General features: G+C 70.0%; 8 protein-coding genes. 3 read left to right on the top strand and 5 right to left on the bottom strand.

Translation table 11 applies throughout. From position 1 onward, the window contains the following. Window positions 1–129: 129 nt before the first annotated feature. Window positions 130–4,830, bottom strand: a complete 4,701-nt coding sequence (locus AC6F7H_RS24520) for a DEAD/DEAH box helicase (protein ID WP_500759087.1) — start codon at window positions 4,828–4,830, stop codon at window positions 130–132. Between the two features lie 81 nt (window positions 4,831–4,911). Further along, window positions 4,912–7,905 carry a hypothetical protein gene (locus AC6F7H_RS24515; RefSeq protein ID WP_500759085.1) on the bottom strand — a complete coding sequence of 998 codons (2,994 nt, stop codon included), beginning with the start codon at window positions 7,903–7,905 and terminating at the stop codon, window positions 4,912–4,914. A 204-nt stretch (window positions 7,906–8,109) separates the two neighbouring features. Between AC6F7H_RS24515 and AC6F7H_RS24510 the strand changes: the two genes are divergently transcribed. After that, a complete protein-coding gene (locus AC6F7H_RS24510; protein ID WP_500759084.1) occupies window positions 8,110–9,849 on the top strand; it encodes a sigma-70 family RNA polymerase sigma factor in 1,740 nt (579 codons plus the stop codon). Between the two features lie 26 nt (window positions 9,850–9,875). Here the strand turns inward: AC6F7H_RS24510 and AC6F7H_RS24505 are convergent, their stop codons facing one another. After that, the gene (locus tag AC6F7H_RS24505; RefSeq protein WP_500759083.1) at window positions 9,876–12,032 is read right to left on the bottom strand and encodes a UvrD-helicase domain-containing protein; all 2,157 of its coding nucleotides are present in this window, start codon (window positions 12,030–12,032) and stop codon (window positions 9,876–9,878) included. Window positions 12,033–12,160: 128 nt separating this feature from the next. Between AC6F7H_RS24505 and AC6F7H_RS24500 the strand changes: the two genes are divergently transcribed. Continuing rightward, window positions 12,161–12,883 carry a hypothetical protein gene (locus AC6F7H_RS24500; RefSeq protein WP_500759081.1) on the top strand — a complete coding sequence of 241 codons (723 nt, stop codon included), beginning with the start codon at window positions 12,161–12,163 and terminating at the stop codon, window positions 12,881–12,883. 79 nt (window positions 12,884–12,962) lie between these two features. Continuing rightward, window positions 12,963–15,578 carry a GmrSD restriction endonuclease domain-containing protein gene (locus tag AC6F7H_RS24495; RefSeq protein WP_500759079.1) on the top strand — a complete coding sequence of 872 codons (2,616 nt, stop codon included), beginning with the start codon at window positions 12,963–12,965 and terminating at the stop codon, window positions 15,576–15,578. Window positions 15,579–15,849: 271 nt separating this feature from the next. Here AC6F7H_RS24495 and AC6F7H_RS24490 read toward each other — a convergent pair whose 3' ends face one another. Both AC6F7H_RS24490 and AC6F7H_RS24485 read right to left on the bottom strand, forming a co-directional pair. Then, window positions 15,850–16,398 (bottom strand): hypothetical protein, encoded by a 549-nt coding sequence (locus tag AC6F7H_RS24490; RefSeq protein ID WP_500759078.1) that lies wholly within the window; start codon window positions 16,396–16,398, stop codon window positions 15,850–15,852. After that, window positions 16,395–17,267 (bottom strand): ParA family protein, encoded by an 873-nt coding sequence (locus AC6F7H_RS24485; protein WP_500759076.1) that lies wholly within the window; start codon window positions 17,265–17,267, stop codon window positions 16,395–16,397. Before AC6F7H_RS24485 ends, AC6F7H_RS24490 begins: the two co-directional genes overlap by 4 nt. Window positions 17,268–17,573: the final 306 nt, after the last annotated feature.

The following is a 17,573-nucleotide window of genomic DNA, read 5'->3' as shown; positions in this document are numbered from 1 at the left end:
CAGCAGGATTTCGCTGTCTGACCTGGTCTTTTTGCCGGGTGGCGGGAGTATAGCGGGACTTCGATCGTGCGGGGGCGGTCTCACGGGGACCGCCCCTCGATCGTGCGACAGCGCCGCAGGAAGTGCGTCTCACCCCTTCAGCCCACGGCCAGTCAGGGCATCGAGGAGTGCGATGGCCTCGCGGCGGCTCAGCAGCTCGTGGAAGCGCTCGTTGCGGAAGTTCCGCAGGCACGCGTAGCAGCTGCTCTCTGGGCCGCACTCGCAGGCCGCCACCCGGGCAAGCGCGGCAGAGACAACCGGTTCGAGCCGCTCACCCATGGACACGGCGTTGCCCGCGCCCCCCGGAGTGGTGTCGAAGAGCAGCAGGGACGGCATGCCGTCGGTGCCGGTGTGCACCGTACCGTCGATATCGTCGCGGCTGATCTCCAGGTGCGCGGCGGCGCCTTCGAGCAGTGCGTACAGGCCCGAGCGCAGGCGGGCCGCAGTGGCGGTCAGGCCTGTGAGTGGGTCCAGATGGATCTGGAGGAAGTCGGTCTGGTATCGGTGAGCGAGGGAGACGACCCGGAGGGGGCCCGTGCACTGGGTGTCTTTCAGCAGGTGCGGGTGGCCGCCGCGAAGAGGCCCGGCCTGAGCGTTCGGACGGCCCCAGCCGCACCAGTCGCAGATCTGGTATCCGGCGCCGGCCGGTCCTTCGGAGACGACCACCATTTCGCCCCGGGTGCCAGCCGACCAGGGCGTGGTGTGGCCGGAGACGAAGGTGGTCGCGCCTTCCTGGAGGTCGGCGGTGTCGGTGGACATGTGGACGTCGCCGTACCAGGACCGCCGTGGCGGGGTCTGCCCCGGGCGGCGCTGTGGGCCGCGCGCGGCGACGAAACCGTAGACCGGTTCGACGTACCGTCGTTGCGCGGCCGCGGACTGCGTGCCGCAGGCGGCGCAGACGGGGTCCACGGGTTCGGTGGCCTCCCGATAGCGGCCGCAGGCGGCGCACACGGCATAGTGGCGGCTGACCAGTTCGCGGTCCGGCAGCCGGTAGACACCGGCGGACGCCCACAGGTGGCCGCCCGCGACGATCTCGGCCCCCGGGGCGTACTCGTGGACAGCGGCGCTCAGATCCCGGGTGAGTTCCAGTTGCCCCGAGACGGCGCCACCCTCCTGGGGGATGCGCAGTTCGACGGTGTCCACGGGGAAGCCGTACTTGGGCAGCACGTTGCGGTTGGCGAGGACGCCGAGCAGTTCGCGCTGGGTGAGGTTGCGGATGACCTTCTCGTACATCTCCGCCTGCCGGTACTTGCGTGCGGCCGCGGCCTGGTCGCGGCGTTCGCTGTACGAGGTGACGTCTTGGTCAAGGATCTGCTGTGCGGCCCGCAGGAGTCGGTCCAGTTCGGCGACCCAGTCGCCGGAGTCGATGCCGATCTCGGTTTGGACCGTGTCGGGGAGAACCCGGTGCAGGGAGGCCATGACGCCCTCCGGGACAGGCGTCAGCCAGTCGCGCACGGTGTGGGCGGCGATCTCACCGGTGGTGTCGTCGGGAAGGAAGAACTCTCCCGCCTTGCGCCAGATCCGGCCCCGCTCGTCCTTCATGGCACGGAAGAAGGCGGCGAGCGCGATGGAGTGGGCGTGGCGGCGGTCGATCCGGACGTTGTCGACAGGGACGATCGGGGCCCTCACCTCCCCGGCGATCATCCGCTCGGGCTCCGCGAACCGGGAAAGGTCGTGGGGGCGCCGCTGTGCGTAGGTGAGGACCAGCGCGGCCGAGTCGGCGCGGCGGCCGGCGCGGCCGGCGCGCTGGACGTAGTTGGCGGTGGAGGGCGGCATGTTGCGCAGGACGACGGCCTGGAGTTCACCGACGTCGACGCCGAGTTCGAAGGTGGTGGAGCAGGACAGGGCGTTGACCTGCCCTCGGACGAACTCCCCCTGGATCTCGGCGGCCTTCTCCCCGGTCCACTGCGCGGTGTGCTCCTGAGCGCGCAGGGGAACGGGGTCGAAGGTCAGGTAGAGGCGCCGCAGATGCTCGTCCGTCTCGGGCGACGGCTTGAAGTCCTCCAGGCGTCCTGTGCAGCGCAGCGTCGGGCACACACCGCGCACGGACACCGCGGTGATGCGGCGGCAGCGGTCGCAGGCGTACAGCGGATCGCTGTCCGCCGTCACCGGCCGCAACCGCAGCCAGGCGTGGTCGAGCCGACGGACGACGCCGATCCCCGGTTGGCTTTCGGACGGCAGCCAGTCGGCGAGGTGACCTGTCGTGAGGTCGGTCCACAGACGGTTCAGGACATCGAGAGCGGCGGCCCGTCGTTCACCCTGGTGGCCGAGGACGTCGAGTACGCGTACGAGGTAGTCGACGCGTCGGTTCGAGGCGCTCGCGGCGCTGGGCAGCCAGCTGATCACCCTGCGCTTGGCCTCAGAGCCCTGGGAGCGGACCCAGATGGGCCCCTTGCGCGGGGCGAACGCCTCGTCGCCCGCGTCGACGTCCTCGGGCATGGTGAGCGCGCCCTGGTTGCGCAGGCTGCGCAGAAGTTCCTGCAGCAGCAGCCATGCCTCGTCGTCCGTCAGGCCGAGTGAGGTGAGGGCGGCGGGCGGCTGCCAGAAGGGCTCGCGGTCGATGTCGACCCGGAGCAGGCCGAGGCCTTCGAGTGACTGGCGGTCGTCGAGGCTGAGCACTTCCTGCATCACCCACAGGGCCACTTCGCGCTGCTTGGCCTGGCGGGAGTCGTTGCGGCGGAAGACTCCGGCGCGGTCGGCGGCGCGGATGGTGTGGGCGACGAGGTCGTCGATGTGCAGGGGCTCGTCGGGATCGGGGCAGCCCTGCCGGACGGCCTGGGTGATCAGACGTCGGTGCTGGATGCGGGTGTAGGAGTCCTCCAGGTAGGGCGCGAAGTACGCGGCGGCCTGTCGGCTGTCGCTGAAGAACAGCAGCTTGCGGCCCTGTCCGGGCAGTGCGGCGGCCGGGCCGTCGGTCGCCGGAGGCAGCGCCTGGTAAAGGGCGGTGCTGAGGACGGCGGCCGAAGCCTCGTTGCCCGCCTCGAACAGGCGGATCATGCCGTGACCACGCGCTCCGCAGGCGAGGCATGCGGCCGGGGTGCCCTCATGGGTGTCGAGCTGGTGGACTCGGCGCAGTTCGGTGCCACCGCATCCAGGAGCGGTGCAGGATGCCGTGGCCGCGGGGTGCACGGCCGCACAGCGAGTGCACAGTCGGCGTTCCTTGAGGCCGCCCTTGGCGCTGTCACCGAGTGTCTCGTCGTCCTCGTCGGCACCGGTGTCCGAGCCGTCCCCGTCGAGGAGCAGCCAGGTGTGGGGGCTGTCGGGAGACTTGCGGTGTGCGAGGCGGGCCTGTGCCCCCTTGCCGGTGAGGGTGCCGTGCAGGTGTACGGCACCGCAGCGGCGGCAGGCGCCCACCTCGAAGGAGGGGCGGGCACACCGCGCGCAGGTCTCGTGGCGGGCCAGGTCGAGGTGGGGGCCTGCCGGGTCGAGGCAGGTGAAGGCGCCTTCCGTGGCGCGTGCGAAAAGGTGGTAGCGGGCGGAGAGCACGGGAGCGCCGTCGGTGTCGGTCACCTGGCTGGCCAGCTGGATGAGTGCGGTGACCGCCGCGGGTCCGACGGAGTCACCGGGGAAGACGTCGCGGGCAATCTCGCTCACGGGCCGTGGTCCGTCGGCAAGGGCCCGGCGCAGAGCCGCGGTGCCAGCCTCGGCGGCCAGGGCTGTGGCCGCGGTCGTACCGGCGGGCAGGCCGTGCATGCGCGCGGCCGACACGATCTCCGGTTCAGGGTCGGCGGTCGTGGCCAGGCGCAAGTACTCGGTGGTCGGCAGCGGCCCCCAGTGCGGGCCGTCGGGTGTGGCGACCCGGGTGGCGGTGACCAGGTCCTGGGCGGCAGGGTCGCTCGCGTCCCACCGGAAGGAGACGTCGAAGAGGGCCTGAGCGAAAGCGGTGACGGCGGCCGGGTTCTCCTCCGCGCCAACGGTTGCACTGGTGGCGATGGCCTGGATCTCCCGCCCCTGCCCCACACGGTCCTTCAAGCGGCGCAGCAGCATGGCGAGTTCCGCGCCGCGCGCTCCGTCGTAGACGTGGGCCTCGTCGACGACGACGAACCGCCAGGAACCCGCCTGCTCTCCCTCGAAGAGGTCCATGTCCTGGGGGCGGAGAAGCAGATACTCCAGCATGGCGTAGTTGGTGAGCAGGACGTGGGGCGGTGTTGCGCGCATCTCGCGTCGGCTGAGCAGTTCGTTGGGCAGGCGCGGTTCGCCGGGGTTGAGCTGCTCGAAGGTGTCGGCGGCGCGCTGCGGATCGTCCTTGGTGTCGCCCGTGTAGCGGCCGAAGGTGATGTGGGGGGTGTCGGCGAGCAGTCGGCGCAGTCGCTTCATCTGGTCGTTGGCCAGGGCGTTCATCGGGTAGAGCAGCAGGGCGCGGACGCCGGGTCCGAGGGTGCCGCGGGCGTGCTCGGCGGCGAGGGCGTTGAGGACGGGCAGGAGGAAGCTCTCGGTCTTACCGGAGCCGGTGCCGGTGGCCACGACGAGGTTGCGTCCGGCGACGGCCTTGCGCAGCGCCTGTTCCTGATGCCGATACAGGGGACGATCGGCGGGCAGCGCAGGGCCGGTCAGTTGCCGGAACGCTGGGTCGAGTACCCCCTCTGCGACGAGCTCGTTCAAGGTGGCGCCCGGCGCGTAGGCGGGGGTGGCCTCCAGCAGCGGCCCCTTGGTGAGCAGCGGGCTGGTGTCGATGGCATGGGCGAGGGCCTCGGCCAGGCGGGGCTCGCGCAGGGGCAGCAGGGAACGCAGATAGCGGCGGTAGGTGTCGCTGATCATGCGGGAGGTGGCGAGCGGGTCGAGGCTGTGCACGGGAGGCTCCGATGTGACGGTTGGCTTCGGACGAGCGGTGGGGCGGTACCGCTGCGGTACGGGCTGGACGGGAACCGGTGGTCAGCCGGTGCTGTGCACGGCCTCCGCGGTGACCAGGCATTCCGCGAGGGCGATGTCGACGGCGGTGAGATCCGGTGCGTGGGAGGCGACGGGCGTCCACAGGTGGCGAAGTCCCCGTTCCAGACCGGCGGCACGGGCGTCACCGGCGGCGGCGAGCCTCGCGATCAGCGCGCATCCCAGAGACAGGTGAGGGACCCGCATCCAGGCTTCGCCCGGCCCGTGCAACCGGCCTGGGCCCCGTCCGCGGAAGGCCTGGGCCAGGTCGGGGTGTCCGTCGTCCAGGAAGATCGATACGGCGTCCAGTGCTTCGGAGAACTCCTCACGCGTGGCGTGGTACTGGAGGTCCTTGCGGGCACGGAACGCCTGCCAGGCCGCGTCGGCACGGGTGTCGGGGTCCAGGAGGCCGCGCGGGACGACACGGGCGCTGCGCCACACAGCCTGCTGCTGGGGTTCGGGGAGCTGGCTGAGGGCCCGGGTCGGGGCGCCGAACCGGCCGACCGCGGCGCTCGGATCCGCCTGCCCGGCCAGCAACGCCGCGGTGGCGTCGCCCAGAAACTGGCCGACCTCGCCGAGGAGTTCCGCCTCCTCCGGGTAGAGCTCCCCGACGTCATACGCGGGCTCACCGGAGAGATACGGCAACAACGGGGCCGTGAGCAGCAGCGCACACAAAGGAGCCTGCCGCCAGACGTGACGTACGGCGGCAGGGTTCGCCACCTCTCGTATCCGCAAGGCGGCGAGACCGCTGCCGGCGAGCACGGAGGCGAGTTCGCCGGAGCGCAGTGCGCTGTCGGCCGCTCCCATGAGGGCGGTGGGCCCGGCGTCCACGAGGGCGCTGCGGCATTCCGCCGGTGCCGTCTCTATGGCTCCGCATGCCTGCAGGTCGCGTCCGCGGGCAGCCACGATCCACTGGTAGGGGATCGCGTCGGTGTCGCGCGGCAGCGCGCCGTGTCCGGCCAGGTACTCCGACACCCGGGCGCCCGTTCCGTGGTCGGCGGCGGAGGTGAACGGGGACCGGCGCAGCACAAGGGTGTCGCGATCGCGGAGGCGGGGCCATGCGGGAGTGGTGGGTGTGGGGACGCCCGCGTTCAGGTGCACGATCAGGGGACCGAGCGACCGCCAGGCCGAGGGCAGCGGTATACGCCCGCCCTGGTCGACCGTGGCCGTCAGGGACTGCTCCCACGGGGCGAAGGCCGCGTACAGGCGGGCGGTCAGTGCACCTGGGTGGCGCAGGCCCCGGAGCAGCAGTCCGCCGCCGTCCGGTACGACGTCCTCCGCGATGGGCTGGGTGCGCACGGTTGCGACGTGGATGCTCTCCCCCGCGACCAGCAGCCGTAGCTCGGCTTTCACGCAGTCGCGCACGGTGTCCGCCAGGGCCGCCAGTGAGTACCGGAGGTCTCCTCTGCGCGTACGAGTGCGGCGTTCCGGACGCAGCGTGAGCAGGGTCGCCCCTTCGACGACCAGTGCCAGCAAGGGTGTCACCGCCACCGCCTGTTCCGGCAGGCGAACGGTCACGGCGCTCTCGCCGGCCAGGTCAGCCGCGTCGATGTCGAGCGGCCGGATGGACCAGGTCAGGGGGTGGCCGCCTAGTTCGAGGCGGACCTCAGAGTGCGGGATGCACGCCTCGACGGCGAACTGACGGATCCCGTCGCCCAGCACCAGCCCCTTGGTGATCTCGTACGGGGAGAACGCGACGACCCGCTCGGAGGCGGTGACCGGTCCGCCGGCGCCGAGCGTCAGCCGAGCGGGGGCCAGGCCTCCGTGCGGGGCGAGCAGACGCCACTCGGCGGTCGGTTCGGCCGTGATGCCCTCGGCGAGGAAGGCCGCCAGTCGGCGCCTGCGCCGGGAGCCGACGCGGTGGACGAGGATTTCGTACGGTCCCAGAAGCGGGCGGGGTACGTCCTTCCAGGGATCGAGGAGCGACCCGGGAGCTCCGGTCTGACGGGCGAGAGGCTCCTCGTGGCCGGGGCGGCGCACTTCGGCCTGCCAGAGTCGCGCGTCCGGCTCGTCGGCGCGCCGCGGAAGCCGGAGAGCGGGCGGACGGTGCCACACGGGTACCCCGTCGTCGCCCGTGATCCAGGGCAGCGTCGCACCGCCTTCCCACCCGAGCGGCCGTCCGGCGGCTACGTCCAGCCAGTTTCCCGGAACCGCGGCGGCGGCCCGCACCCGCGTCACCCCGGTCAGTGACACCCTGCTCAGCGTCCAGCCGTTCCAGCCGTACGGGGTGGGCAGTTCCACGATGCCGGGGTCGGCGCCCTCGGTCTGCAGGGTGCCGGCGTGGAGAAGGCAGATCTCGGCGGCGGGCAGGGGCTCGTCCGGGGGGATGCGGTGGCCGTCGACGCCGAAGGCCAGGAGGGCGTCGTCCGGGTCCACGATCGCCGAGACATGAGTGGTTCCCGTCGGGTCTGTCGCCTCGACACGGCGCACGGGGCCCGGCAATACCCAGTAGGGCGGCAGGGCTGCGAACACCTCACCGTCGGCGGAAAGTTGCCAGTCCCCCGCGTCCGGCTCGCCGGGCAGGGTCAGGAGCACGCTGCCCGCGCCGGGCCCGAGACGGACCTCGGGAGCGGAGGTAGCGCCGCGGGACGGGGTGACCGAACCGTCCGCCGCAATCGGGGCACGCCATGTCCAGCCCAGCGAGCGGGCGGCCTCGTGCGCGGCGCGACTCCATTCGCCTGCGCTCTCCGGGGCGGCTCCGTGTGACCCCAGGTCGGGGCGTGCCGCGAGCACGCGCGCGTGTGCTTCGGCCACGAGACGCGGGAGTTCCGGGCCGTCGGCCAGTGCCACGGTGTGGACCGCGCAGGCGGGCCAGCGTGCGAAGACCGTGTCGCGCGGGAGGTCGGAGTGGTCCGCGAGCAGCCGGTACGCCACCAGCGCTTCCAGGACGAGCGCGGTACGTACGGCGGCGACCGCCTCCACCGCGCCGACAGACGGCTCCCCCGCCTCGCGCCAGGCCCGCTCGCAGTCGTCCAGCAACTGCGTGGGATCAACCAGCATGCCCCACCCCTCCCCGCCACGGGCGTGCGCGAACTCGCCCGGGACCGACCATCGTTGTACGTTCTACCATTCCTTCACATAAGGAGCATGGGGAATCCGCAGGTGAACGGTGCGCTACCCGGGGCGTGACTGATTGTCAGTGGTGGGTGGTGCAATGCGAGAAGGCTCGTCGCACCGCAGTACGGCACATGGGGGGGCACGCTGATGACGACGGACACCGAGGCCGGGACGCCGGCCGTGCTGCATGAGGCGCTGGTGACTGCCGCGGGGCCACAGCGAGCCCTGACTCCGGTGGCCTTGCGGGGACTGCTGGTCGGCGTGAATACCGCGGTGGTGGTCGAGGTGCTGGGCCGGGTGATGGCGGAAGGGGTCGCACTGCCTCCGGCCGCGGTGGCCGCGTTCGGTCTGGGAGGCGGTTCGGCGGCCCCGGCCGCGCCAGAGCTTCCCACGACGGCCGAGCCGTTGAGCGACACCCAGGGTGAACGCAGCGTTCCGGCGGGGCCGGAGCCGGAACCACGCCGACCACCGTGCTTCACCCTTCAGCTGCACCAGGACAGCAGGCTGGACCTTTCCGCGTTGACCGTGCGAGCGCTCGGTCCCGGCGTTCCCTCCGCGTCCCGGCCGCCCCTGCGGGCCGAGAAGCCGTACGAGACGCCCGCCGGTCCTACCACCGCACTCACCGTGCTGCCTTTGCCACGCCCCCGCCCCGAGCCCGTCGCCGAGTCCCCGGAGGAGGACGCTTCCCCACGTCAGGCCGTGGGCGACTCTTTCACGCACTACCGCAAGGAGATCGGCAGGTTCCCGCTGCTCTCCCGGCAACAGGAGACGGAGCTGGCCCAGGCCATCGAGGCGGGACTGCTGGCTCGCGAGAAGTTGGACGAGGCTGGCCGGAAGATCGCTCCTAAGTTGCGGCGTGAGCTGGAACAGCTGGTCCGGCTCGGGGAACTGGCGTTCACGGACTTCGCCCAGGCGAACCTCCGGCTGGTTGTCAGCATGGCCACCTGGTACACAGGCCGGGGGCTGGACCTCATGGATCTGATCCAGGAGGGCAACCTCGGTCTGCTGCGCGCCATCGAGAAGTTCGACCACCTCAAGGGGAACAGATTTTCGACGTACGCCGTCCCGTGGATCCGGCAGGCGATCACACGGGCCCTGGCGGACAAAGGCCGCACGATACGGGTCCCTGTCCACGCGTACGAAACCCTGGCCGCGCTAAGGAAGGCGGCACGGGAGTTGGGGCATGATTCACCCACCGATGCTCTTCCCACGGTGGCCGCCCGCTCGGGTGTCACCGTTGACGAAGCGCACGTCCTACTGGCCCGGGTCCGCCGAATACTCCCCCTGGAAGACCTGACCGAGTCCATCGGTGACGACGCCTTGCACGAAGAAGCGGACCGGAGCATTCAGGGACCGCACTGGAACGAACCGGACTTCTACTACGGTGACCTGTCCCCGGAAGAAGTCCGTGATCTGCTCAGCTGCCTCTCCGAACGAGAGCGCCAGGTGATGACCCTCCGGCTCGGACTCGACGACGGTCCCGAGCTCACCCTCGATGCAATCGGAGCGGAGCTGCACGTCACCCGGGAGCGGATCCGCCAGATCGAGTCCAAGGCCATGGGCAAGCTGCGGGGACAGATCGACGAGAACCGCATCCGCGCCGCCCGTCCGGTCCGCGAGCCGTCGCGCGCCGTACCGAGCGACGTGGACGGGCCTCCCGCCGAGTTCGCCTCCGACGTCCCCCGGGTACGCCGAAGGGTCTACGGGCCCGGAGGATTCATTGTGGTCGGCCATCAGACGATCCACGTGGGCCTGCAGTGGCACGCGAAAACCGTCACCGTCCTGGTGGCGGACGAGTGGTTCCAAGTACTTCACGACGGGCGCGAGATCACGACTGTGCGTCGCCGCCGCACGGGAGTCGACAAGATCCATGGGGCTCCGGACTGAGGCGATGCCGGAGCCCACACTCGACATCACGCCGCGAGGAACTCACTGGCCCGCCCGCTGTACGACACATACAGCGCCTCCCGCGCCCGGGTGCAGGCGACGAACAGCAGGCATCGCTCGGCGGCCAGGTCGGTGGTGTGCTGGATGCGGTCCACCTCGGCCGGGGTGACGGCCGGCGCGAACGGGAAGGCGGAGCGGGCGACCCCGGCGACGGCGACGCACCGGTACTCCAGGCCCTTCATGCTGTGCAGCGTCGACACCCGTACCCCGACCGCGCTCTCCGGTTCCCCGTCCCGCACCCGCACCACTGCGATGCCGGCCGCGGCGAGGCGGTCGCCGAGCTTGCCCGCCAGGGTGTTGAAGCGGGCACAGACGGCGATGTCCGAGGGTGCGACCCCGGCGTCCATCCAGTCGCGCACTCGGCGCACGACCGCGTCGGCCTCCTCGTTCTCACTCCCGTACCCCTCACACACGGGCTGTGCGCCGTGCAGCAGCGAGCGGTATCCGGTGAGGGTGTCGTGGGCGTCGCCCGTCAGGTCGGCGACGGGCTCGCTGTCGAGCAGGCCGCGCGCCCAGCGCAGGATCTCCTCGGTGGAGCGGTAGTTGACGCGCAGTCGTCCGCTGCGTCCCGCGACGGAGATGCCGAGGGAGCGCAGCGAGACCCGGGCGTCGTAGATCCGCTGGTGCGGGTCGCCGGTGACGAACAGGTCGTCGGGTCCGTCGGGGGCGAGAACCCGCAGCAGGCGCCACTGCGCCGGGTGCAGGTCCTGCGCCTCGTCCACGACGACATGGTCGTACGCCGGTCCCGCACCCGGCTTGTCGCGCAGCAGCCGGGTGGCCTCGGCGCAGACCTGGAGCCAGGTGTGCGCCCGGTCACGGGTCAGGCCGTCCTCGAACAGGGTCACGGCCTGCCAGACGCGCCGCCGCTGGGTCTGCCCGAGCGCGCTGCCGCGTCCACGCCGTTCGCACGCCAGGTACTCCTCCTCGCTCCGCAGGTCCTGGGCGAGGACCACATGCCGGTACTCCTGGGACAGGAACGCCTCGTTCCAGGGCAGTTCGAGGCGGCGGGCCACGCGCTGCCAGCGGGTGCGCTCGTCCCGGTCGCCGAGCGCGGTCCCCGGGTTGCCACGCAGTTGTCGTACGACGCGGTGGGCGACGGCGTCGACGGTGGTGACGTCGACACGGGCGAGCAGCGCCGGGTCGTGGTCGAGCAGCAGGGCGAGGCTGCTCTGGAGGGAGCGGGCCAGGGCTCCGGTGTAGGTGGTGAGGAGGACGCGCTTATCGGGTGCCCGGTCCAGGAGGTGCTTGACCCGGTGCAGGGCGACGACCGTCTTTCCGGTGCCGGGGCCGCCGGTGATCTGGGCGGGTCCGGCATAGGCGGGTCGGTAAGCGATGCGCCGCTGGGTGGGGTGGAGGAAGATCCGCCAGGCGGCAAAGGGCTTGGTCAGGATGTCGGCGAGTTCGTCGGGGCCAGTGACGAGCGCGATGCGGCTGCGGGTGCGGGTGACGGCGGAGGCCAGGTCGTCCCCGGCGGTGTCCTCTCCCGCCGTGCTCTCGGCGACGGTCGTCTTCTGGCGTACGGCGACGAGGTCCCGGTAGATCTCGTCGGGGTCGAGGCCCTCGGCGAGCAGCCACAGCGCCTCGTACTGGTCCTCCGGCATCAGCGACCCGAACGCCTCAAGCTGCGCCTTACTGGTGACGGTGCGGGCCGCCCGCAGGGTGACGTCGTCGACTCCGAGGTGCCGCAGGACGGTGTCCGACCAGGGGGCGAACAGGAGTTGCGGGGCTGCGGCGGCCTCCTGAGCGAAGAGCGGCGTGATCTGCTCCATGGCGGTCAGGTCGCGTACTTCGAGGCAGCGGGTCACGGAGTTGACCGTGTAGAGCCGTCGGCGGGCCCAGGAGTAGGCCTTGTCGTGGGGGACGACATGGACGAAGACGAAGAGGTCGCTGCCGTCGTCAGGTGCGAGCAGCACTATGCGCAGGCCGTCGTCGACGCGGATGGTCCGCATCCGCGGGTCGCGCGAGCTCACCACCGACTCCAGGTGCAGCCCCTTGTCCGCGTGGAGTTGCGGGACCGTCAGCTGCTGGAACTTGGCCATCGCCTTGTGGACGCGGGCACGGGCCGGCTTGTCCAGCCGGTCGACGCCCTCCCAGAACGTGTTAGTGATCGCGATCTGCGGCATGTTCCCCACCCTTCGACAACATCGACCGACAGAGTATCTGTTGACTCAGTTCACGAAAACCTCCATGATTCGTCGCAGGAGTCGCTGTACGACACAGGGGCATCGCGAGCGCGGGGGTTGTTGGGGAGATGACACTGCTGGAACCGGATACGGACGGCCAACTCACCCTGGAAACGGACGGCCAACTCACCCTGGAAGACGACTGCGTGGATCTCTTCGATCTGGCTGGTGACCCTCTGGACGCGGCCGTGGCCCGGCTGAAGGCGGGCGTGAAGCCGACCGCCGAGGACATCGCCCTGCTCACCGAGGCGGCCCGCACCGCGCAGCGCGCCTTCGAGGAGGTCGGCGCGGCGAACGACGTACTGGACGACGCCTCGGACCTGGGCGAGGACCTGACGACCGCACTCGCGGAGACCCTGCGACGCCGGGCCCGGGCCGAGGTCCCGGCACTGCTCGGCGCCCTGCGGGCCCAGGCGGCTCGCGTCGAACGCTCCGAGGCCGTCCGTACGATCGCCAACCGCATCCTCGGCAACGGTGGACCGGACGAGCCGGCCGCCCTGGACTCCGTCCCCCCTCTCACCGCCGACCTGCTGCCCCGCGTGCCGTCCGTGTACGACGACGAGGAAGAGCCGGGCGCGAGCCTCGCCGACCTGTGGGAACGTCAGGAACGCCTGGAGCAGGTTCAGGACCGGGTGCGCACGGAGCGGGTGGAGCACGTCGCGGCGCACCTGGTCGCACTCGCGGAACGGATCGTCGACCGAGCCTTCATGGACGCCCGGTTCACTCGGGCGGCACTGGAGGAGATGGACCGGGCCCACGCGCTGTGGTGTGCGTGCCTGGACGAGGGCTGAAGCGCCCCTGACTGTCAGCGGGAAGCCCTAAGGTCCTTCCCACGCGCTACGACCGGACCGATCACCGAGGGGGGACGCCGTGCAGGCGAAGGAGACGTTGTTCGCCGATCTCGTCCAGGGCAGGGCACAGCAATTCCAGGTGCCGCTCTATCAGCGGACGTACTCCTGGACGGAGAAGCAGCTCAGACAGTTGTGGACCGACATCCTGGAGCAGGCCGAGCTGCTGGAGTCCGGGGAGAACGCGAGCACACACTTCCTGGGGTCCGTGGTGCTCGCGCCGTCGCCGCAGAACGAAGCGACGTTCCCCCGCTGGCTCGTCGTCGACGGTCAACAGCGGCTGACCACGCTGTCGCTCGCCCTGGCCGCGATCCGCGACCACATAGCGGACGGCGAGCCGGACGAGGCCGAGCGCATCGACGAGGAATACCTCATCAACAAGCGCAAGAACGGCAGCGATCGCTTGCGGCTATTGCCGACCCAGGCTGACCGGGCGCAGTTCGCGGCATACGTTCGCGGGCCGCTCTCGGAACAGGCCGCCGGCGGAGCCGTCGCCGCCGCTTACGGCTTCTTCCGCCGCAAGCTCGTCGAGGCCGCCGATCCGGCCGCCCCGCAGGACGTGCTCCGCATCGAGGAGGCCATCACCTCCCGGCTCACGCTGGTGGCGGTGACAGCCGAGCGCGCGGACAACGTGCACCGCATCTTCGAGTCCCTCAACAACACCGGCCTCAAGCTGAGCCAGGCCGACCTGCTGCGCAACTACCTGTTCATGCGGCTACCCACCCGCGGTGAGCACATCTACGAGACCTACTGGCTTCCGCTGCAGGACAGTCTGAGCAACGACGAGCTTGAACAGCTCATGTGGCTTCAGTTGGTGCTCGACGGGGACGACCGGGTCCGCCGCCAGGACCTCTACGCTGCTCAGCAGCAGCGCTTCGAGCGGGGTGAGGTCAGCGAGGCGGAGATCGAGGCGTACATCAAGGAGTTGTACCGGCGCGGCGCCCTCTTCCGTCGGCTGCTCCACCCCGAGAAGGAGGCGAACAAAGCGGTCCGCGCCCATCTGCACCGGCTGGACACCTGGCAGGCCCAGGTCACCTATCCCGCGCTTCTGCTGCTGCTCGACCGGCGCGAGCGCGGGGAGCTTGACTCCACGGACACAGCCCGCGCGATGTCGTACGTCGAGAGCTTCCTGGTGCGCCGGATGATGTGCCGGGTGCCGACGAACAACCTCAACAGGATCTTCCAGGCGGTGCCCGGGCAGCTCCCGCTCGACATGCCTGTCGCCGACGGGCTGCACCAGCTCCTCTCCGCCGAAAACCGCTTCTGGCCCGATGACGACGAGCTGCGCGAGAAGGTCCGGACGGCGCCCTTCTACAAGTTCGGCCGCGGGCACCAGCGCAAGATGGTGCTCCAGCGGTTGGAGGAGAGCTACGAGCATCCCGAACCGGTCGACTTCGCCACCGCGCAGCTCACCATCGAGCATGTCATGCCGCAGTCGCCGGGCGACGAGTGGCTCCGGATGTTGAGCGAGGACGTGGTCGACGGCGAGAGCGCGGAGGACCTGCACTCCCGACTCCAGCACACGCTCGGGAACCTGACGCTCACCGCGGTCAACGCGGAGTTGTCCAATCACCCCTTCGAGCGCAAGCAAGGCCTGCTCCAGGGCAGCCACCTGGAGATGAACCGCCGCATCGCCACCACAGAGCGGTGGGGCGCGGACGAGATCCGCGCCCGTGCCGACGAACTCGCCGACCGCGCGATCGCGCTGTGGCCGGCCCCGCTGCGCGGAGTCGGCCGAGCGGAGCGCAGCCGGGACTGGAACCTGGCCCACCAGGTGCTCGCCACGCTCCCCCACGGCACCTGGACGTCGTACGGCGATCTCGCGGCGTTCATCGGCTCCGGCGCCCAGGCCGTGGGCAACCATCTGGCCAATACGCCGGGGGTGGCCAACGCGTACCGGGTGCTCACTTCCGAGGGCAAGGTCTCCGACGGCTTCCGCTGGACGCCTCAGGACGTGGGAGGAGACGTCCGCGCCCGGCTGAGCGCCGACGGCGTGCGCTTCACGGCCAACGGGGCCGCCGATCCGGCGCAGCGCCTCTCCGTAGACGACCTCGCTCTGCTGGTCGGCGGAGCTGAAGACGACCAGGCCGACGGCGAGGAGGACGCAGCGCAGCCCACCCCGGAGAGCCAGGGTGAGCAGACGCACGCCGACCTGTTCTACCTTCAGCTCGTGGCGGAGAACTCCCCCGAGAGGCGGTTCTTCCGTCGGCTCGCGGAAAACAATTCCTCCGGGACGGTGGAGGCGGTGCGCGCCCTCTTCGACCGCTGGGAAGAATTCGGCGGCTCAATCGTCCACGTGGGAAACGACCACTTCACCGGCGCGGGCCTCACGCTGGGTGAGGCGGGCACCCCAGGCAGTGGGATCTCGCCAATGGGCCTACTCCCGAGCCCCGGGGGTGGCACTGCGTACGTCGCCTTCCAGACTCTGGCCGTACATAAGCCTTTCACCGACCAATCCCTGCGTGCCGACTTCCTCAGGCGTCTCAACGAACTTGAAGGTGTCGACCTCCAGGAGAGAAAGCCGGGGCCAGATCCCAGCTTCCAGTTGTCCGTGCTGGAGAACGACGGCAACCGTGAGCTGCTCGTCGAGACTCTGGCGTGGTTCCGGGACCGCTGGGAGAGTCGGGGCACGGACTGAGGCAGGGACTCAGGGGGCCCAGGTTGATCGTCACAAATCGAACAGTGCCCCTGGCAGTCCGCCCCTTGCCAAGGTGCGCGAGCAAGGACGAGACCCCTTACCACAACCGCGCCCGCCCGAGTAACAGGCGGGCGACACCCTGCATCTGCTGGCCGGTGGTGAACAGGTCGTCGAAGAGGAGGATGGTGCGGTCCTCGACACGGCGCTCGACGCGGATGGCCCTGGTATGGGCGGCGGCCGCGAGGCGTTTGGCGCGTCGCGCCCGGTTGCCTCAGGGCGACGAGTCCTCGGCCGCCGAACCCGCAGCCTCATCGTGTCGCAGAGCGGGCTGTTCCGGCCGTCCCCGGAAGGCGGCTCCCTTGGCTGTCCGCGATTCGACGCGTTCCACGATGCGGTCGATGACCCGTTGAGGGTCCTTCCACTTCAGCGCCAGCCGGTCGTGGTCCATCCCGTGTTCGGAGACGATGTCCCGCAATTGTTCGAGGCCGAGCTCGCTCAGGCTCGAACGGAGTCCCGTCTCGCCGGTTTCGGCGAACACCGCGAACGGGTCGATCACTCCCGGAGCTCGCCGGCTACGCCTCGGGCGTTCTGCCGGCCGAAGTGCGGTCTGCGCATCGGGAGGCGTCAGTGCCTTGGACAGTGCTCGGGCGAAGCGTGTCGTGCGTGCGGCTTCGGACGCCACCACACCGAGGACACGCGCGAGCGTCGCGGCGAGTTCCGGGTCGGAGGCGCCGAGCTTGGTCAGGGCTTCTTCGGCCTCCCTCACCTGGGCATTCAGGAGACCGTTGTCGTCGGGCCGACTGTCGCTCTGCTCGGTCACGCGTTCTCCTCGACCAGTTCGATGAACTCCTGCGTCATGCCACGGAAAGCGTCGAACCCGCCCTGGTAGCCGTACTTCTGCCGCAGGGTACCGCGACCGACGAACTCCGCCGAACCGGCGATGTCGTTCTTCTCGGGGATGAAGGTCGGCAGCACCGCGGGGAGCTTCTTGTCGCCCTGAAGTCGCCTGACGGTGTTCCAGTGGACCGTCGAATTGGCCTTGTATTTCGTGATGACGATGCCGATCTCCTTGATGGTCTCCCCCAGGTCGTCCGCGAAGGCCCGCACCCGCCGCTGGATCTGAGGAATGCCGTAGGTGGACAGGACATCAGGGATGGTCGGGATGATGTATCCCTCGGAGATGCGCAGACCGTTCAGAGTGACGATGCCGAGGTTGGGAGGGCAGTCGACGAGCACGTAGTCATAGTCATCAATGATCTTCCGGATCGCCTTGCGCAGGAGATCGGTGGGGTTGTTGGCGTGGAAACGCCCCCGGGGCATGGACGCCAGGCGATCCTGGACGTCGATGAGGTCCAGCGAAGAAGGCAAGAGGTCCACCTTCGTCACCGCATCCACCGAAGAGACATTGCGCTGGAGTGTCTTCTCCAGGTCGAACTCCAGAGGCTCGTCCTCGGGCCGGAGGGCATCCTTGAACAGGGTGGCCAGGGTGTACCCCTCGTCGTTGAGCTCCTCCCACTTCTCCTCCCCGATCAGGACCGTGGTCAGGTTGGTCTGCGGGTCGAGATCGACCACCAGGACCCGCTTGCGGAACTCCGCGGACAGGAACTCCGCGAGTCCGGCCGTGGTGGTGGTCTTCCCGACACCACCCTTCAGGTTGATGGTCGAGATGACATGGGTTTTGGGGGCCATGTGCTTCTTCCTCCGTTTGAGGTAGCGCTGAATCTGACTCGCCCGGAAAACCGGACCGCTCCGCAGGTCCGCGACGGGAGCGGGGAAGTGTTTGTCACGGGCGCGCCAATTCGCTACGACCGTCCGACCGACCCCCGCCATCTCCGCCACTTCGAACAGTCCGACGAGTTGGTCATCCGCCTCGGGCATGCCTTCCATGACATCTCCCCGTGAACGGCCTTCACGATTACCTGTTAAGCGTGAAGGGCGTTCACGATCACCGTCAATCCCTAACTCCTGCCAGTAGATGCATAGTTGACTTCACGC

It is taken from the genome of Streptomyces sp. MMS24-W38, from assembly GCF_059889265.1.
The sequence above is the reverse complement of the archived record's forward strand: the minus strand, read 5'-3'. Positions and strand labels throughout refer to the sequence as shown.

What these genes read in the sequence shown, in the direction of transcription:
- AC6F7H_RS24515 (WP_500759085.1), bottom strand. Translation starts at nt 7,905, where the DNA reads ATGCTGGTTGATCCCACGCAGTTGCTGGACGACTGCGAGCGGGCCTGG.
- AC6F7H_RS24510 (WP_500759084.1), top strand. Translation starts at nt 8,110, where the DNA reads ATGACGACGGACACCGAGGCCGGGACGCCGGCCGTGCTGCATGAGGCG.
- AC6F7H_RS24505 (WP_500759083.1), bottom strand. Translation starts at nt 12,032, where the DNA reads ATGCCGCAGATCGCGATCACTAACACGTTCTGGGAGGGCGTCGACCGG.
- AC6F7H_RS24500 (WP_500759081.1), top strand. Translation starts at nt 12,161, where the DNA reads ATGACACTGCTGGAACCGGATACGGACGGCCAACTCACCCTGGAAACG.
- AC6F7H_RS24485 (WP_500759076.1), bottom strand. Translation starts at nt 17,267, where the DNA reads ATGGCCCCCAAAACCCATGTCATCTCGACCATCAACCTGAAGGGTGGT.